Genomic DNA, 16,846 nt, shown 5'->3' with positions numbered 1-16,846 from the left:
TTCTTTAACTCATGTTTTTGTATTCATATGTCTGCTTCTTGTCACATATACTTGTACAAATGTTTGCGAAGGATAGTGAGGACAATGGATAAAGGCGTTAAAAAAGTACGAAAATCAATCGAAAGACGAAAGAAAATGCGGGGGTCTATTACAAACGACAATGAAATGAGAAAAATCTATCCAGCACTCCCCCAAGAAGAAGAGAAGCATGGGTATTATCCTTTTTTCGCGGAGGAAATGACTCCAAGCGAAAGAAATGGCAGTATGGTTACAGGAATTGTGTTAAAGGGAATGTTGTCGGTGATGTTATTTTTAGGTACAGCATTGCTTTATCAAAGTGATTCACAAGTGTTGGAGACGCCTAAAGAATGGACGAGCAGTGTCTTAACAAACGAATTTCCTTTTGCACAGGTGAATCAGTGGTATCGTGAAACATTCGGTAACCCCATGGCCTTTTCCCCTGAACAAGTAGAATCAGGCAATAGAAGTGAATCCTTAGCACTTCCAGTCAGTGGAAGCATTACAGAATCTTTTCATTCGAATGGAAAGGGAATTATGATTACACCAGGTGAAACAACGGAAGTTTCTGCTCTTCGCGAAGGCATTGTCATTTTTGCTGGGAATGATCGCGAGACGGAAAAAACGGTCATTGTTCAACATGCCGATGGAACGACTTCGAGCTATGGTCATTTAAGTGATATTGATGTTCACCTTTATCAATTTGTGACCAATAACCAGCCATTAGGCACGTTCCAGCCAACTGCTGATAGCCAAACGGTGTATTTTTCAATCGAAAAAGATAATGAATTTATCGATCCTGTTCAGGTGATTCAAGTTGATGAACAGCCATAATGTTTTTCCAAAAATACACATTCATCCAATATTATTAATATTTATATTTATTTCTTTTATCACAGGTACATTTTTGGAACTCGCCATCATTTTGACCATTGTTTTCATCCATGAGCTCGGTCATTATGTTATGGCAAGGCATTTTAAATGGCGAATTAATGGTATTATGCTATGGGTATTTGGCGGTGTATTAGACACGGATGAACATGGTAACCGTCCAATAAAAGAAGAAGCGCTGGTGACGATAGCAGGACCATTTCAGCATGTAATTATTCACCTGCTTCTATTTTTTTTGTCTTTTCTAACATTCATACCATCTAGTATGATAGAAACAGCCATACATTATAACTCTGTTATTCTCTTATTTAATTTACTCCCAATTTGGCCGTTGGATGGCGGTAAGCTATTATTATTAATGCTTTCTAAGTTTTTACCATATAAAAAAGCACACTATTCAGTTATTATCTCTTCTGTTTTATTAAGTATCAGTTTTCTTATTTTGCAAATTGCTGTATACTCTTTTACATTGAGTACAATGTTGATTATGATTTTTCTATTGATGGAAAATAGAAGGGAATGGAAACAAAGGTATTACGTGTTTATGCGTTTTCTCCTCCATCGATATGAAGGAGCATCCCATGCTTCTAAAATACAGCCTATCCGTGTTTCGTCTGATTCTACGATAATGGATGTATTTTCCCAATTTAGACGGGGAAGAAAGCATTCCATTTACATTACTAATTCTGATAGACAACGTATGGTTATAGATGAAAATGATTGTTTGTATTCCTTCTTTTATAAAAAACAGTATAATCAGCCGATAGGAGAGGTTTTTGTCAATAATATTCATTAATTTGACATGCCCTTGACAAAGGGATGAATAGATGATAACATCATTATGTTATACGAAGTAGCACCAGTGCTACAACCGCGCAAAACAGGTTTTTATAAACTCTAAGTAAATAGAGTACCTGCATGGCGAGTCTGAGTGATTAAGGAGGTGCAAGGATGTACGCAATTATCGAAACAGGTGGAAAACAGGTAAAAGTTGAAGAAGGCCAGGAAATTTACGTAGAAAAAATTGCTGCTGATCAAAACGAATCTGTAACATTTGATAAAGTTCTTTTCGTAGGTGGAGACGATGTTAAGGTTGGATCTCCGTATGTTGAAGGTGCTACTGTAACTGCCAAAGTTGAAAAACAAGGTCGCAGAAAGAAAGTTACAGTTGTTAAATTCAAACCGAAGAAAAACTATCACCGTAAACAAGGTCATCGTCAACCTTATACAAAATTAGTAATTGAAAAAATTAATGCGTAAGGATATAAGCATATGATTCAGGTAACTGTGTACCGGTCAAACAATCAAATTACCGCATTTACAATGTCTGGTCATGCTGATAGTGGTCCATACGGCTATGATTTAGTATGTGCAGGTGTGTCGGCAGTATCTATTGGTGCTGTTAATGCAGTGATGGAATTATGTGACTTGGAATTAGGTGTAGAGCAAGGATCTGATGGTGGCTATTTATACGTTACCATCCCTGAACCGCTTGATACTCGTTTAATGGACAAAGTTCAGCTCTTATTTGAAGGAATGCTTATTTCCTTGAAATCAATTGAACTGGAGTATGGTCAGTTCATTCAAATAAAAGATAATCAGGAGGTGAAATAGGATGTTACGTCTAGATTTACAATTTTTCTCACAGAAAAAAGGTGCTGGTAGCACAAAAAACGGCCGTGATTCTGAAGCAAAACGCTTAGGTTCAAAACGTGCGGATGGACAATTCGTATCTGGTGGATCAATTTTATACCGTCAGCGTGGTACTAAAATTTACCCAGGTGAAAACGTAGGCCGCGGTGGTGATGACACGCTTTTTGCTAAAGTTGACGGTGTTGTGAAATTCGAACGTTATGGCCGTGAACGTAAAAAAGTTAGTGTTTACCCAGTTGCTCAAGAAGCATAAGTAATATAGAAAAAAACTCCAGTCAACCAATTGGCTGGAGTTTTTTACTTTTGCTCCACGTTAGGAAAGTATAAGAAAAACGAACTCATTTGATAAAAGATGAGTTATGCGGATTTTTCTAAAAAGAGTATAAGTGTGCTTTTAGTAGCCATGATCATGGATTGTTTTTGTTTTTAAATGGACTTTCCTAGCATTTCTGCTATACTTTCATAGTAATGGGGAGGAGAAAATATGGAAGATCTGGAAGTCGTTCGATTGCTGCAGCATTATCGTCATGACTTAATGAATAAACTTCAGCTTGTACATGGTTACCTTAATATGGGTAAAATAAATAAAGCGCAAGATAAGATGGATGAATTATTTTCTCATTTTAATGAAGAGCGGAAATTAATTAGTTTGCAGTCACCAAAATTAATTTTATGGCTCATTCAATTTAATCACGCCTATGATAATTTTCGTATGACGTATAATATACATATTGATAATCAATCGCTACAGAATCTGGATAACGTGTTATATATGAAATGCAAGCAGATTATGGATTACTGCGAGAAAATAGGTGACCCATCTGAGCTATATGACGTAGAATTGACTATCAATGATAAGGAAGAAACATATACAGTGGAGGTCTTATTAATTATCAACGGATTGCTGGATGAGGTTCATACTTTGAATATTAATGAGGAAAATAAAGATGCACGTATTGAAGTAATAAATCAAGAGGATGGAATGGTTTGTCGTATTCTAGTACCAAGGAAAGAGTGAGGTGAATTAAATGTTTGTAGATCAGGTACGTGTGTATGTGAAAGCTGGAGATGGTGGAAACGGGCTTGTTGCATACCGGAGAGAGAAATATGTTCCTAAGGGTGGCCCAGCAGGAGGGGACGGAGGAAATGGTGCAGACATTGTATTTGAGGTAGATGAAGGGCTTAATACTTTAATGGATTTTCGATATAATCGTCATTTTAAAGGAAAACGCGGTGAAAACGGAATGAGTAAGAATCAGCATGGGAGAAATGCGGATCCATTAGTCATTCCTGTTCCACCGGGTACAACTGTTTATGATGAAGAAACAGAAGAAATGATTGCTGATTTAACTGCACACGGTCAACGTGCAGTTATTGTGCGAGGTGGTCGGGGCGGTCGAGGCAACTCGCGATTTGCAACACCAAGAAATCCAGCCCCGGAATTTGCGGAAAACGGGGAACCAGGAGAGGAGCGCAATATAAAAGTAGAATTAAAAGTGATTGCAGATGTTGGCCTGGTAGGATTCCCAAGTGTCGGTAAGTCCACATTTATTTCCGTAGTCAGTGCTGCAAAACCGAAGATTGCTGACTACCATTTCACAACGTTATCCCCGAACCTCGGTGTAGTGGAAACGGAAGACCACCGAAGTTTTGTGATGGCAGATTTACCTGGTTTGATTGAAGGTGCACATGAGGGAGTTGGTTTAGGCCATCAATTTCTTCGTCATGTTGAGCGCACAAGATTAATTGTTCATGTAATTGATATGGCAAGTATGGAAGGCAGAGACCCATACGAGGATTATAAAAAAATCAATAATGAACTAAATGAGTATGATTCCAGCTTATTAAAGCGACCACAAATTATCGCAGCAAACAAAATGGACATGCCTGGTGCAAAAGAAAATTTAAAACAGTTTAAAGAGAAATTGGAAGAAGATATTCCTGTTTATGAAATTTCTGCACTGACAAAAGAAGGAGTGCGGGAGATTCTTTTTGCTGTTGCAGATAGATTAGAGATGATTCCGAAAGCTGCACCGGATATCGAAGAGACGGAAAAAGAAGTGGTTTATCGTTATCAAAAAGAAGAGGATCCATTCCAAATTTCGAGAGATGATGACGGTGCTTATGTTTTATCAGGTACTAAAATAGAAAAACTGTTTAAGATGACCGATTTTGCACGGGATGAAGCTGTACAGCGCTTTTCTCGTCAGCTCCGCACGATGGGAGTGGATGATGCACTCAGACAACGTGGGGCAAAAGATGGAGACATCATTCGATTACTTGATTTTGAATTTGAATTCATTGAATAGATAAGATTAATGCTTTTGATAGTGATGAGGGGGAAGCTTTTTGACTACAATTGGATATTTAGGACCAAGGGGAACATTTACAAAACTAGCAGTTGATTCTGCTTTTAATGGAGAAGAAAAAGTAAGTTTCAACACGATTCCAGAGTGTATTGATGCAGTCAAAGATGGGTCAATTGATATCGGTGTGGTGCCTTTGGAGAATGCGATTGAAGGTACCGTTCAGTTAACGGTTGACTATCTTGTTCATCAAGTAAGACTACCGGTAATGGCTGAAATTGTTGTTCCGATTCAGCAGCACTTATTAGTACATCCCAATTTTTCTGGTGAGTACTCTGATATTAAAGAAATTCACTCACACAGTCATGCTATTGCACAATGTCACCAGTTTATTCATAAGTACTTGCCTGATGCGTCGATTCACTATTCTTCGTCGACTGGGAAAGCAGCAGAGCTTGTTAGTGACAATGGTGAAAAACCTATTGCAGCAATTGGCAATCGCCTAGCTGCAAGTGAATATCAGCTGCAAATTCTAAAGGAGAATATTCACGATTACCCTAACAATCATACGAGATTTGTTGTACTTACAAAAAATAAAGAATTATTGAAGATTAAACATAACATGCAAGGGGAAAAGACGAGTTTATTAATTACCTTGCCTGATGATGAGCCTGGTGCCCTGCATCAAATTTTATCTGCATTTGCATGGCGAAAAATGAATTTATCTAAAATTGAATCACGCCCAACTAAAACTGGTCTGGGTAATTATTTCTTTGTCGTTGATGTAGAACAGCAATATGATGATGTCTTATTTCCTGGAGTGAAAGCGGAACTGGAAGCATTGGGCTGTAATGTTACGCTTTTGGGAACCTATCCGGTTTATCATATGCAATTATAGAAATATGTAATCAACGTTGCACAATACTAGTTCGCAGTTTATGTATTTGGTAAGAAAAGCAAGACATCTCTTCGGTGGGACGGGTAACTACAGGCACAATCTTTTAGAAACCAGTATAAGAAGTGAAAATCCGAACCAATTCAAATTCTAACTGAAGAATTTTGAATTATGGTTCGGATTTTTTTAACTAAAACTCTTTTCTCGCAGCCTCATTTTTTAACGCGTTAGTACAGTGTAACATTTAAGCTAAGTTGAAATAGTTATAGCAAAAATTTAAAACAAACTCATTCACTATACAAAAAGTTAATACGACTTTTTCTAATTCTTTTTTAGATTATCATACAATTGGTCAACATTTTTATTTTTCCTGCATATGTTGATATAGTAATTAGCCCAGTTATAAAAATGAAAGGAGTATGGTTCGTTTTGAAGATACACGTTGTTCAAAAGGGAGACACACTATGGGAGCTGTCCAAACAATACGGTGTCGATTTTGAAGAATTAAAGCAAGTGAATTCCCACTTGGCTAGTCCGGATATGATTATGCCAGGTATGAAAATTAAAATACCAAGTACAGCAAAAGCAGTTAAAAAGGAAACGCAAGCACAGAAAGAAATAAAGAAACCTTACAAAGATGTCAGTCCAAAACCAATGCCTGTCATCCATGAAGACGATAAAGAAAAGAAAAAAATAGTAAAACCTGAAATGCCAGTTCAGCCGCCAAAAATGCCGACACAACAGATTATGCAAATGCCTATCATTGACCAGGATTTTGATTTCGAATTTAATTTTCCGCAAATGCCGAGCTACCCAAAACCAAAGGCGAAAGAAGAACCTAAAAAAGAAAAGGTAAAAAAAGAAGTGAAAGAACCAGTTAAAAAACAGCCATCACACAAACCATATCCACCGAAACAACCGATGTACCAGCCTCCAGTACACGCACCAGTACACCAGCCAATGATTCAGCCGATGCCACCTATGATGCCATGTTGTTTCTATGTACATCCGTGTCATCCGCCAATGCCGCATCCGATGATGATGCCAGATACATTTATGCCACCAGCACCCCAGCAACCAGCATTACCAGCACAGCTGGCAGTAGATGATTGTGGTTGTGGAGGAACATCGTCTCAAGCGCCAGCAATGACCGCACCGGCCGATTACTATCCAACACAGAACTTTAGCAGCTACCAGCCAATGTTAAATACCGATCCTTTTATGGGGGCTCAGATGTATCCAACTCCATACCCTGCAGCTAATACGGATTCGGCATTTGATTATCCTACTCCTCCATCTTATCCTAACTTTTCCGCTTTGCAGAGAGATGAAGATGGTGAGGAAAAAAACGAAGATGAAAATAAATAATTAACAGGAAAAGAGACGTCCAGTTTGCGTCTCTTTTATTTTTTGCACGTTAGGAAAGTATAAAATTTTAGCATGAAGAGGATTCGACGTAGTTAAAATTTCAATGTACCAAGTATAAGAAAAACTAACACATTCGCTAAAGGACGAGCGAATGCGAGTTTTTCTAACTTTTTGCAAAGCTGATCATGTAGGCAGTGAATAGCGACAGAGCAAGTTTTGTCGTGTATATTTAAAAGGATGTCCGCACATATTAACGAAGAAATGATTTTGACATAAAAAAATTTTTGTAATATATTCATTTAATGGTAAAATTATCTATAATACGCTATGTTAGTTTACCTTACATAAGGGGGGATAAAATGGAAAAGCAAGTGGAAGCAATTGTAGAGTGGCTGCGACAGCAATTAAAGCAGTCAGGTGCTAAAGGATTTGTCGTTGGTGTGAGTGGGGGGATTGATTCTGCAGTTGTAGCAAATCTGATTAAACGTGCAGCCCCTGAAAATTCTTTGGGTGTTTTACTTCCAATCTATACAAAGCCAGAGCATATGACAGATAGTCAAAAAGTAATTGAGAAATGTGGAATTGATTCATTAACACTGGATTTAACAGAATCTCATAACGTTATGTATTCATATATTCAAGACCAGTTAAAAGGTAAAAATGAATTTAATGAATCGACCGACCAGTTAGCTGGTGCTAATTTGCGTGCAAGATTGCGAATGAGTGCCCTATATACGGTAGCAACGAACTACAATTATCTTGTAGTGGGGACAGATAATGCTGCTGAATGGTATACAGGCTACTTTACAAAATATGGTGATGGCGGTGTTGATATTCTTCCAATTGTGGATTTTACAAAATCTGAGGTACGTGAATTGGCGAAGTATTTAGATGTTCCGGAAGAGGTAATCACAAAAGCACCAAGCGCAGACCTTTGGGAAGATCAAACAGATGAGAAAGAAATGGGAACAACCTATGACCGGATTGATGCATATCTGGGAGGGGAAGAAATTCCCGAAAAAGACAAGGATATTATTGAATTATTGCACAAGCGTTCTGCACATAAACGTGATCCATTACCTCAATATAAAAGAAAAAGTTAATTTCCTTAAATTTACTGTGTAAAACAACTTCCCTTCAAACAAACTACTCATAAGGGAGGTTGTTTTATGTATAACGTGAAATCAACATTTATCTTTGCAGTATTGTCCATCGTTATGATTGGATGTACCAATGCAGATAATCATACACAAAATAATTCAACTAACAATCAAACTCAACCTATTCATTATGATACACGACAAGAACATAACCAACGAATCGGGATAGAGAATCAATCAATAGGAGAGCAAGGTGGTTATCCTCAGACACAGCAGCCAGGTGTCAATGCAGGTGATAATGAAAATGGCTACACGGATCCCTTTACGAATGAGGAAACAGAAATGATATCCAGTGAATTGAAAAAGGAGAGAGATATTGTTCAAGCACAGGTAGCATCTACGGATGACCGTATTATCGTCGCTGTCATGTTAAGAGAACATTTTAATCAAGATGTTGCACCTGTTGTTCGTGATATTGAAGGGCGGGTTAGACAAATTGTTCCAAATACAGACAAGGAAATTGTTGTTTATACTGACGACATTCAGTGGGATCGCCTAAAAAATTTACATGCACGTACGAAAGCAAGTGAAAATGGAGAAAATATCGAGGAACTGTTTGAAAATCTTATAAATCAAAATGATTGACCTTTGCATCCGCAAAGGTTTTACTTTTATATATGTGTATTTTTTGTTATAGTAAAAAAGGAAATTTCGAGAGAGGAGAATGCCCGATGGCTGGTCATTCTAAATGGAAAAATATACAAAAAAGAAAAAATGCTCAAGATGCTAAAAAGGGTAAAATCTTTATGCGTCATGCAAAAGATATATATACTGCGGCTAAACAGGGCGGTGGCGATATTGCAACGAATGCGGCACTAAGAACTGCAGTGGAAAAAGCTAAGGCAGATAATATGCCTAATGATAATATCGATCGTAATATAAAAAAAGCAACAGGTGACCTTGATGGTGCAAACTTCGAAGAACTTACTTATGAGGGCTATGGTCCTGGTGGTGTTGCTGTTATTGTAAATGTACTAACAGATAATAAAAACCGTACGGCATCAGATATAAGACATGCGTTTAAGAAGAATGGCGGAAATCTTGGTGAAAATGGCAGTGTATCTTTCATGTTTGATCGTAAAGGTTATATCATCGTTTCCAATGAAGAAGGTAATGTGGATGAAGATGAATTAACACTTGAGGTGCTTGAAGCAGGGGCAGAAGATATCGTTACACAAGAGGGGGCATATGAAGTTTTTGCAGAACCAGAAAACTTCCAACCAGTTGTAGATCACTTAACAGAGTCAGGATATACCATTGCCGACAGTGAAGTTACGTTAATTCCTCAAAACTACAACAGTGTTTCTGAAGAAGATGCGACGAAAATGCAAAATCTTTTAGAAGCACTGGAAGAAAATGAAGATGTACAAGATATTCACCACAACCTGGAGGAAAGTGAATAAGAACGAGTAAACTTCTATTTCTAACTGGAAATAGAAGTTTATTCTATTATGATAAATCATGATAGAATGGAATAGGAGAGAGATTACATGATTGCTTATATAAGAGGGAATGTAGCATTGGTACAGGATGAGTCGGTAGTTATCGATGTACAAGGGGTTGGATATGAATTAATTTGTGCGAATCCATTTGCCTTTCAAACATACATAAATAAAGAAATACTAATTCATACCTTTCATTATGTCCGCGAAGATATGCAAGTGCTATATGGCTTTAAGAATGAGGATGAGAAATATTTGTTTACCAAATTAATTTCCGTTTCGGGTATTGGTCCTAAAGGAGCTCTGTCAATCTTAGGATCTGTGGATATTCAGGAGTTTGTCGGTGCAATAGAGCGTGAGGATGATAAATTTTTAACCAGCTTTCCCGGTGTAGGCAAAAAGACTGCTAGACAAATTATTTTAGATTTAAAAGGAAAACTGAATGTTTCATTCTCCATTGGACCAGATGCTGAGCAGGATACGAAAGAAAATAAAATAAATAATCAAGTATTGAGTGAAGTGCAGGAGGCTTTAAAATCACTAGGATATACGGAAAAAGAAATCAAATCCATCCTTCCTGAACTTAAAAAACAATCTGACCAGGATATTGATGGGATGGTTAGAAAAGCACTAGCATTATTCATGAAAAAATAAGAGAGGAGGAAATCTCGCGTGGATGATAGAATGGTTACAGGTGAACTGCAGGATAATGATAGATCAATGGAGCAAAGTCTTCGTCCCATTAATTTAAATCAGTATATTGGTCAGGATAAAGTGAAAGATAACTTAAAAATATTTATTCAGGCAGCCAAAATGCGCGAAGAACCATTGGACCATGTGTTACTATACGGACCACCAGGTCTAGGGAAGACAACATTAGCGGCAATTATCGCAAATGAAATGGGTGTTCATTTCCGCTCTACATCAGGCCCAGCTATTGAGCGAGCAGGAGATTTAGCAGCTATTTTGTCTTCATTGGAACCGGGTGATGTATTATTTATTGATGAGATTCACCGTTTACCAAGAACCGTTGAAGAAGTATTGTATCCGGCGATGGAAGATTTCTTTCTGGATATTGTTATTGGTACAGGTCCTAGTGCCAGGTCGGTACGAATAGATTTGCCGCCATTTACATTAGTGGGTGCCACAACGAGAGCCGGCTTACTATCAGCACCGCTTAGAGATCGCTTCGGAGTACTAAGCCGATTGGAATTTTATGAAACAAAGGATTTACGATCTATTGTGGAACGGACAGCGGAAATATTTGAAACATCGATTACAAAGGAAGCGGCACTTGAAGTAGCCCGCAGATCCAGAGGTACTCCGCGCATCGCTAACCGACTGTTAAAACGCATTCGTGACATTTCCCAAGTAAAAGGGGAAGAGAAAATTAGTTTAGCGACAACCAATGAAGCTTTGAAAATGCTCCAAGTGGATGATGTTGGGTTAGATCATACGGATCATAAATTATTAAAAGGGATGATCGAAGGGTTCCGGGGTGGTCCTGTAGGCCTAGATACCATTGCAGCAACTATTGGTGAGGAATCCCAAACGATTGAAGATGTATACGAACCTTATTTGCTGCAAATAGGTTTTATACAACGAACACCGAGAGGGAGAGTTGTCACTCCAAAAGCATATCAACATTTTGGTATGAAAGGGTATGAGGATGAATGAATTTGGGAAAGCTTTTTATTGTATTAGGTATCATTTTCCTTGTTATTGGCATGATTTGGAGTTTTATAGGGAGATTGCCGGGAGATATTAGTTTTAAAGTAGGAAATGTATCCTTTCATTTTCCAATCGTAACATCCATTGTTATCAGTATTATACTTACTATTATTTTTACGATAATTGGTCGATTTCGTTAAAAGTGCTTGCTAAAAAATGCTTTTTCCATTGCTTTTTTAACAACCCTGTTTTCTAAAGGATAGGGAGCACGGTAACTCGACCTACCGAAAAGATTTGTTGATTATTACAGGAAAACGTTATTAATTTTTTATATAAATTGCAAATAGTTTAATTTGAGATAATACTATCGCTACGGAAAACACTACGAGTACCTTAGGGCCGCTGGTGAGCCTCCTCGTGCTAACGCGTCTTTAGGGGTCTTACCGATGCCACTTTTCCCGAAGGAGTCCCCGTGTATTTCCCTCGCTGGTTTTGAGCTTTTATATTTCTAACATTTTATTTTGCTAAGTAAATTTTAGAATACTTATCACTATTAAGATGGTTGATTGGAGCGGAGGGCAATCGACTCCTTCGGGAAGAGCACGTGTCTAGACCTGAGCAGCGGCGGTTTTCCGCGAGGAGGCTGAAGCCGTGCCCTAAGGTGCGCCACTGCCCGGAGCGGAATCGGGCAGTGCACATACTTAGTCATTAGTTTATACCCATTCCATAACAACAAATTTTGCGAAAAGATTTTAGCAACCGCTATTGGAAAGTTAGGAGATTCATGATGAATATTGAAGATTTTGATTTTAACTTACCTGAAGAACTTATTGCACAAACGCCGTTAAAAGATCGAACGTCGTCACGGCTGCTAGTCTTAAATAAAGAAACAAAAGAAATCAAACACCAGCAATTTACAGATGTGAAAAAGTTTTTAAGAGCAGGAGACTGTCTTGTATTGAATAATACAAAAGTGCTGCCTGCAAGGTTGTATGGGGTGAAGGAAGACACAGGTGCAAAAATAGAAGTATTATTGCTGCATCAGCAAGAAAAAGATATATGGGAAGTTCTCACCAAACCTGCTAAAAAGGTAAAAGAAGGTACAGTCCTCATCTTTGGTAACGGTCTGTTGAGAGCAACGTGCATCGGTTATAAAGACCATGGAGGACGGATATTGGAGTTTTCCTATGATGGTATATTTTATGAGGTACTTGACCAACTTGGAGAAATGCCACTGCCTCCGTATATTAAAGAGCAATTACCGGAAAAAGATCGGTATCAGACGGTATACGCAAAGGAGGAAGGTTCCGCAGCTGCTCCAACTGCAGGACTTCATTTTACAACTGCATTACTGGAAGAAATAAAAGAAATCGGAGTTACCATTGCTTTTATCACATTACATGTTGGCCTTGGAACATTCAGACCGGTTAGTGTCGATAAAATAGAGGAACATGAAATGCATGCAGAATTTTTCCAAATGACAAAGGAAACAGCGGAAACATTGAATAGAGTTAAAGAAAATGGTGGTAGAATAATATCTGTTGGTACAACTTCGACCAGGACACTTGAAACGATCGCAAGAGATCATGGGGAATTTGTGGAATCCAGTGGATGGACAGATATATTTATCTATCCTCCATATGAATTTAAAGCAATTGACGGCTTAATTACCAATTTTCATTTGCCAAAATCGACACTTATTATGCTTGTCAGTGCATTGGCAGATAGAGAAACTATATTAAAGGCATATAATGAAGCTGTAAAAGAACGTTATCGTTTTTTCAGTTTTGGAGATGCCATGTTAATCATTTAGAAGAGGACGTATGTATATGACGACACCAATAACCTATGAATTAATTAAAACAGATAAACAGACGGGTGCGAGACTTGGACGAGTCCACACACCACATGGGTCATTTGATACCCCTACCTTTATGCCTGTTGGAACATTGGCAACCGTTAAGACAATGAGTCCAGAGGAATTAAAAGAAATGAATGCCAACATCATTCTTTCCAATACCTATCATTTATGGTTAAGACCTGGAGAAGATATTATTCGTGAAGCAGGTGGATTACATAAATTTATGAATTGGGATGGCGCCATTTTGACAGACTCAGGTGGTTTCCAAGTTTTTAGTTTAAGTGATATGCGCGAAATTAAGGAAGAGGGCGTACATTTCCGAAACCATTTGAGCGGCGATAAATTGTTTTTGTCACCTGAAAAAGCAATGGAAATACAAAATGCCCTTGGGTCAGATATTATGATGGCATTTGATGAATGCCCACCATACCCGGCCACACATGAGTATATGAAAGCTTCGGTGGAAAGAACATCACGCTGGGCGGAACGTTGTCTCCAGGCCCATCAGCGAAAAGATATTCAAGGATTGTTTGGAATTGTTCAAGGTGGGGAATATGAAGATTTAAGAAAACAAAGTGCCAAAGATTTAATTTCCCTCGATTTTCCCGGGTATGCAGTAGGTGGTCTTTCTGTAGGTGAACCTAAAGACGTGATGAATCGTGTCTTAGAGTTTACGACTCCTTTGCTACCAGCGAATAAGCCTCGTTACCTAATGGGAGTTGGTTCACCAGATTCATTGATTGATGGCGCGATTCGTGGTATAGATATGTTTGACTGTGTTTTGCCAACGAGAATCGCACGTAATGGAACTTGTATGACCTCGACTGGACGATTGGTTGTAAGAAACGCGAAGTATGCACGTGATTTTCGGCCAATAGACGAAAATTGTGATTGCCACGTTTGTAAAAATTACACTCGTGCATATATTCGCCATCTCGTTAAGTGTAACGAAACATTTGGATTCAGACTTACTACTTATCATAACCTGCATTTTCTGTTAAAATTGATGGAGCAAGTACGATTTGCGATAAGCGAAGATCGACTTGGTGACTTTAGAGAAGAATTCTTTGAGCAATACGGTTTGAATAAACCAGACGCAAAGAACTTTTAAAAGTTTATATAAATGAAAGGGAGTGAACACCTAATGGAAATGATCGTTTCATTATTGCCTATCATCTTAATGTTTGTTATTTTCTATTTCCTGCTTATTCGTCCACAGCAAAAGAGACAGAAGAAAGTTCAGGAAATGCAAACGAACCTGCAAAAAGGTGATGAAGTAATTACAATTGGCGGTTTTCATGGCAAGATTCATGCGTTAGACGAAGGGACCATCGTACTAATTACTGAGAACGGTACGAAACTTACGTTTGACCGTTCAGCAGTACGTGAAGTAAAGCAACAAAACGATTAGTAATTTGATATGTAGAGATCATACATATGCAATGAAAAAGAAGTTGTCCGAAAATTTACCTGGACAGCTTCTTTATTATGTTGAACAGTTATTCTCTTGTATCACCAATTATATTAACTCCTATTACCCCTCCTACAAGTGCTGCAAATATATATCCGAAGTGGTGAAGCGTTTGTTCCAGAGAAAATCCCTGCTGGTAACCTAGATATTGTACTAGGAACGTAAAAACAGTAAAGCCGACTCCGGTAACCGAACCTATTATCCATCCCTTTGTTTTCCCTTTTAGACCGGTAATAAGCCCACCAATGAATAAGGAAAGTATTCCAATCACCAATGCAATCCATGAAAGCAGATCTGCATCTAAAGAAGTAACACGCAGTAAAAAAGCAATAATGACACTGGAAATAAGAATTAAACCCAGCACGGCAATCCAACCAAATAAGAGTGCATGAAATAGTTGTTTTCTCATGTATAGTACTCCTCCTTAACCTTTGTCCATCTTATAGTAATCATATTCATCACCATATAGAAATAGAAGAAAATATTTAAAATTTCGCTGCATATTGATATAAGTAGTGGACAAGGAAGAAGGGTAACATGGACGTCATTCTAGCAGCAATAATCTTTGTCACAAGTTATTTCTTTATCATGCAGATAGGATTAACCGGGTGGTTGTAGCTTTAGCAGGTGGAACTCTATTATTGCTTACGGGTATCTTATCTCCCTCTGAAGTGTTTCAGGGATATATTGACTGGAATACCATTGCTTTGCTTTTTTCAATGATGGTACTTATTCAGATTACGGAAAAGACAGGCTTTTTTACTTTTATCGCTATTAGCTTTGCACAGAAAGTTCACGGAAAACCGATTCCACTATTAATTGGAATTAGTATGTTAACAGCGCTGGGCTCTGCTTTTTTAGATAATGTAACCACTGTACTTATATTTGTTCCAATTGTACTGAAAATAACATTCCAATTAAATTTGCCTTCCTTTCCATATTTAATAGTGATCATTTTTAGTTCAAATATTGGCGGATCTACAACATTAATTGGTGATCCTCCCAATATTATGATTGGACAAGCGGTAGATGAACTGAACCTTCTATCCTTTTTAAACCATTTAGCCCCGGTAGCAGTCATAATGTTCATAGTTATGCTCGGAGTCATTCTCGTATATTATAAAACCTTACTTCTACAAAACCAGTCAAATAAAGAGGAGCTAATGCTTATCGATGCGAGTTCCTACTAAAAAAAACACCGCTATTATACAAATCCTTATCTGTCCTAGGTATAACACTTATTGGATTTGTTTTACATACTTTAGTGCATGTGGATTTAACTATTATTGCCTTAGCAGGAGCTGTTCTGCTCCTGCTATTAACCGATGAAGAGTTAGGGTCAGAACGTATATTTGCAAATGTGGAATGGGTGACTTTGCTCTTTTTTATCGGCCTTTTTGTATTAGTAGGTGGATTAGAAGAAGTGGGAGTCATTGATCAATTAGCTGTAGGGATAATGGGGAGTACAGATGGTAATTTAGCTTCTACCGCGTTGCTGATTTTATGGGTATCTGGCCTGTTTTCCGGTATTGTAGACAATATTCCTTTTGTTGCTGCCATGATTCCAGTTATTCATGAATTTGAAAGTTTAGGAATGGATAACTTGGAACCTATATGGTGGTCGTTAGCACTAGGGGCATGCTTAGGTGGCAATGCGACACTTATAGGTGCATCTGCAAATATTGTTGTAGCGGGAGAAGCTGAAAAGGCAAAACAGAAAATACCATTTATCGCTTCATGTTCTTTGGAATTCCGATCGTTTTCCTATCTCTAATTGTTTCATCTGTTTATATTTGTGTGCGTTATTTAACACCATAACGTATACAGATGTAATAAGGTTATCACATCTAAAATAGTAGGTAATTAGTATAGTAATAGCACTTTAAAACGCATGGAAAATTAATCCATGCGTTTTAATGAGTAACCATTAGTTTTCATACATTAATCTAAAGGCTGGAACACAATTTTAAACGCTCCGCTCTAAAGGCGAATGATTTCACTATAAGGAAGATCATAAAAGGCCTTTTTAGTAAGTTTTGTTTTTTAGCCTCGCAGTTACGTCGAACTTTATCTATTTAGTGACAAAAACTTGAATATTTAGAAAACTGCT

19 protein-coding genes, 1 pseudogene and 1 other annotated feature are annotated in these 16,846 nt (G+C 37.8%); of the genes and pseudogenes, 19 read left to right on the top strand and 1 reads right to left on the bottom strand.

Annotated elements, in window-relative coordinates; all coding sequences use genetic code 11:
* Positions 1 to 84: 84 nt before the first annotated feature.
* The 18 genes from GMJ66_RS15315 to yajC all read left to right on the top strand — a co-directional run bounded on the left by GMJ66_RS15315 (position 85) and on the right by yajC (position 14,676).
* Complete coding sequence (locus GMJ66_RS15315) at positions 85 to 852, top strand: M23 family metallopeptidase (protein WP_156291194.1); 768 nt, start codon at positions 85 to 87, stop codon at positions 850 to 852.
* A complete protein-coding gene (locus GMJ66_RS15310) occupies positions 839 to 1,705 on the top strand; it encodes a site-2 protease family protein (RefSeq protein ID WP_156291193.1) in 867 nt (288 codons plus the stop codon). The genes GMJ66_RS15315 and GMJ66_RS15310 overlap by 14 nt, the downstream gene beginning before the upstream one ends.
* 63 nt (positions 1,706 to 1,768) lie before the next feature.
* Positions 1,769 to 1,848: a sequence feature (ribosomal protein L21 leader region), on the top strand.
* A gap of 12 nt (positions 1,849 to 1,860) precedes the next feature.
* The gene (gene rplU / locus GMJ66_RS15305; protein ID WP_156291192.1) at positions 1,861 to 2,169 is read left to right on the top strand and encodes a 50S ribosomal protein L21; all 309 of its coding nucleotides are present in this window, start codon (positions 1,861 to 1,863) and stop codon (positions 2,167 to 2,169) included.
* A 12-nt stretch (positions 2,170 to 2,181) separates the two neighbouring features.
* A complete protein-coding gene (locus tag GMJ66_RS15300) occupies positions 2,182 to 2,523 on the top strand; it encodes a ribosomal-processing cysteine protease Prp (RefSeq protein ID WP_156291191.1) in 342 nt (113 codons plus the stop codon).
* A gap of 1 nt (position 2,524) precedes the next feature.
* Positions 2,525 to 2,815, top strand: coding sequence for a 50S ribosomal protein L27 (gene rpmA, locus GMJ66_RS15295; RefSeq protein WP_156291190.1), 291 nt, complete (start codon positions 2,525 to 2,527; stop codon positions 2,813 to 2,815).
* Positions 2,816 to 3,046: 231 nt separating this feature from the next.
* Entirely contained in the window at positions 3,047 to 3,580 is a 534-nt protein-coding gene (locus GMJ66_RS15290; RefSeq protein WP_156291189.1) for a Spo0B domain-containing protein, read from the top strand.
* Positions 3,581 to 3,590: 10 nt separating this feature from the next.
* Positions 3,591 to 4,871 (top strand): GTPase ObgE, encoded by a 1,281-nt coding sequence (gene obgE, locus GMJ66_RS15285; protein WP_156291188.1) that lies wholly within the window; start codon positions 3,591 to 3,593, stop codon positions 4,869 to 4,871.
* Positions 4,872 to 4,911: 40 nt separating this feature from the next.
* Positions 4,912 to 5,766 (top strand): prephenate dehydratase, encoded by an 855-nt coding sequence (pheA, locus tag GMJ66_RS15280; protein WP_156291187.1) that lies wholly within the window; start codon positions 4,912 to 4,914, stop codon positions 5,764 to 5,766.
* Positions 5,767 to 6,192: 426 nt separating this feature from the next.
* On the top strand, positions 6,193 to 7,131 hold the full coding sequence (gene safA, locus GMJ66_RS15275) for a SafA/ExsA family spore coat assembly protein (protein ID WP_156291186.1): 939 nt from the start codon (positions 6,193 to 6,195) through the stop codon (positions 7,129 to 7,131).
* Between the two features lie 359 nt (positions 7,132 to 7,490).
* Complete coding sequence (gene nadE, locus GMJ66_RS15270; protein WP_156291185.1) at positions 7,491 to 8,234, top strand: NAD(+) synthase; 744 nt, start codon at positions 7,491 to 7,493, stop codon at positions 8,232 to 8,234.
* A 66-nt stretch (positions 8,235 to 8,300) separates the two neighbouring features.
* On the top strand, positions 8,301 to 8,876 hold the full coding sequence (locus tag GMJ66_RS15265) for a YhcN/YlaJ family sporulation lipoprotein (RefSeq protein ID WP_156291184.1): 576 nt from the start codon (positions 8,301 to 8,303) through the stop codon (positions 8,874 to 8,876).
* Positions 8,877 to 8,962: 86 nt separating this feature from the next.
* Positions 8,963 to 9,694, top strand: a complete 732-nt coding sequence (locus GMJ66_RS15260) for a YebC/PmpR family DNA-binding transcriptional regulator (protein WP_156291183.1) — start codon at positions 8,963 to 8,965, stop codon at positions 9,692 to 9,694.
* A gap of 87 nt (positions 9,695 to 9,781) precedes the next feature.
* Entirely contained in the window at positions 9,782 to 10,387 is a 606-nt protein-coding gene (gene ruvA / locus GMJ66_RS15255) for a Holliday junction branch migration protein RuvA (protein WP_156291182.1), read from the top strand.
* 18 nt (positions 10,388 to 10,405) lie between these two features.
* Positions 10,406 to 11,410 (top strand): Holliday junction branch migration DNA helicase RuvB, encoded by a 1,005-nt coding sequence (gene ruvB / locus GMJ66_RS15250; RefSeq protein WP_156291181.1) that lies wholly within the window; start codon positions 10,406 to 10,408, stop codon positions 11,408 to 11,410.
* Complete coding sequence (locus GMJ66_RS15245) at positions 11,407 to 11,604, top strand: DUF2905 domain-containing protein (RefSeq protein WP_156291180.1); 198 nt, start codon at positions 11,407 to 11,409, stop codon at positions 11,602 to 11,604. The genes ruvB and GMJ66_RS15245 overlap by 4 nt, the downstream gene beginning before the upstream one ends.
* Before the next feature lie 587 nt (positions 11,605 to 12,191).
* Positions 12,192 to 13,217: a tRNA preQ1(34) S-adenosylmethionine ribosyltransferase-isomerase QueA gene (queA, locus tag GMJ66_RS15240; RefSeq protein ID WP_156291179.1), complete on the top strand. Its 1,026-nt coding sequence runs from the start codon at positions 12,192 to 12,194 to the stop codon at positions 13,215 to 13,217.
* 16 nt (positions 13,218 to 13,233) lie between these two features.
* On the top strand, positions 13,234 to 14,376 hold the full coding sequence (gene tgt / locus GMJ66_RS15235; RefSeq protein ID WP_156291178.1) for a tRNA guanosine(34) transglycosylase Tgt: 1,143 nt from the start codon (positions 13,234 to 13,236) through the stop codon (positions 14,374 to 14,376).
* A gap of 33 nt (positions 14,377 to 14,409) precedes the next feature.
* On the top strand, positions 14,410 to 14,676 hold the full coding sequence (yajC, locus tag GMJ66_RS15230) for a preprotein translocase subunit YajC (protein ID WP_156291177.1): 267 nt from the start codon (positions 14,410 to 14,412) through the stop codon (positions 14,674 to 14,676).
* A gap of 88 nt (positions 14,677 to 14,764) precedes the next feature.
* On the opposite strand, the gene GMJ66_RS15225 is transcribed toward yajC, so the two are convergent.
* Complete coding sequence (locus tag GMJ66_RS15225) at positions 14,765 to 15,145, bottom strand: TIGR04086 family membrane protein (RefSeq protein ID WP_156291176.1); 381 nt, start codon at positions 15,143 to 15,145, stop codon at positions 14,765 to 14,767.
* A gap of 128 nt (positions 15,146 to 15,273) precedes the next feature.
* Between GMJ66_RS15225 and GMJ66_RS21240 the strand changes: the two are divergent.
* Positions 15,274 to 16,554, top strand: a pseudogene (locus GMJ66_RS21240) (ArsB/NhaD family transporter).
* The last annotated feature ends 292 nt before the right edge of the window (positions 16,555 to 16,846 follow it).

Source organism: Oceanobacillus salinisoli (assembly GCF_009733865.1).
Lineage (GTDB): Bacteria > Bacillota > Bacilli > Bacillales > Amphibacillaceae > Oceanobacillus > Oceanobacillus salinisoli.
This window is presented reverse-complemented; position numbering and strand designations above follow the sequence as displayed.

Bases quoted from the DNA above. Each gene is read 5' to 3' on its own strand.
- GMJ66_RS15315 (WP_156291194.1), top strand. From the start codon at position 85: ATGGATAAAGGCGTTAAAAAAGTACGAAAATCAATCGAAAGACGAAAG.
- GMJ66_RS15310 (WP_156291193.1), top strand. From the start codon at position 839: ATGAACAGCCATAATGTTTTTCCAAAAATACACATTCATCCAATATTA.
- rplU (WP_156291192.1), top strand. From the start codon at position 1,861: ATGTACGCAATTATCGAAACAGGTGGAAAACAGGTAAAAGTTGAAGAA.
- GMJ66_RS15300 (WP_156291191.1), top strand. From the start codon at position 2,182: ATGATTCAGGTAACTGTGTACCGGTCAAACAATCAAATTACCGCATTT.
- rpmA (WP_156291190.1), top strand. From the start codon at position 2,525: ATGTTACGTCTAGATTTACAATTTTTCTCACAGAAAAAAGGTGCTGGT.
- GMJ66_RS15290 (WP_156291189.1), top strand. From the start codon at position 3,047: ATGGAAGATCTGGAAGTCGTTCGATTGCTGCAGCATTATCGTCATGAC.
- obgE (WP_156291188.1), top strand. From the start codon at position 3,591: ATGTTTGTAGATCAGGTACGTGTGTATGTGAAAGCTGGAGATGGTGGA.
- nadE (WP_156291185.1), top strand. From the start codon at position 7,491: ATGGAAAAGCAAGTGGAAGCAATTGTAGAGTGGCTGCGACAGCAATTA.
- GMJ66_RS15265 (WP_156291184.1), top strand. From the start codon at position 8,301: ATGTATAACGTGAAATCAACATTTATCTTTGCAGTATTGTCCATCGTT.
- GMJ66_RS15260 (WP_156291183.1), top strand. From the start codon at position 8,963: ATGGCTGGTCATTCTAAATGGAAAAATATACAAAAAAGAAAAAATGCT.
- ruvA (WP_156291182.1), top strand. From the start codon at position 9,782: ATGATTGCTTATATAAGAGGGAATGTAGCATTGGTACAGGATGAGTCG.
- GMJ66_RS15245 (WP_156291180.1), top strand. From the start codon at position 11,407: ATGAATTTGGGAAAGCTTTTTATTGTATTAGGTATCATTTTCCTTGTT.
- queA (WP_156291179.1), top strand. From the start codon at position 12,192: ATGAATATTGAAGATTTTGATTTTAACTTACCTGAAGAACTTATTGCA.
- tgt (WP_156291178.1), top strand. From the start codon at position 13,234: ATGACGACACCAATAACCTATGAATTAATTAAAACAGATAAACAGACG.
- yajC (WP_156291177.1), top strand. From the start codon at position 14,410: ATGGAAATGATCGTTTCATTATTGCCTATCATCTTAATGTTTGTTATT.
- GMJ66_RS15225 (WP_156291176.1), bottom strand. From the start codon at position 15,145: ATGAGAAAACAACTATTTCATGCACTCTTATTTGGTTGGATTGCCGTG.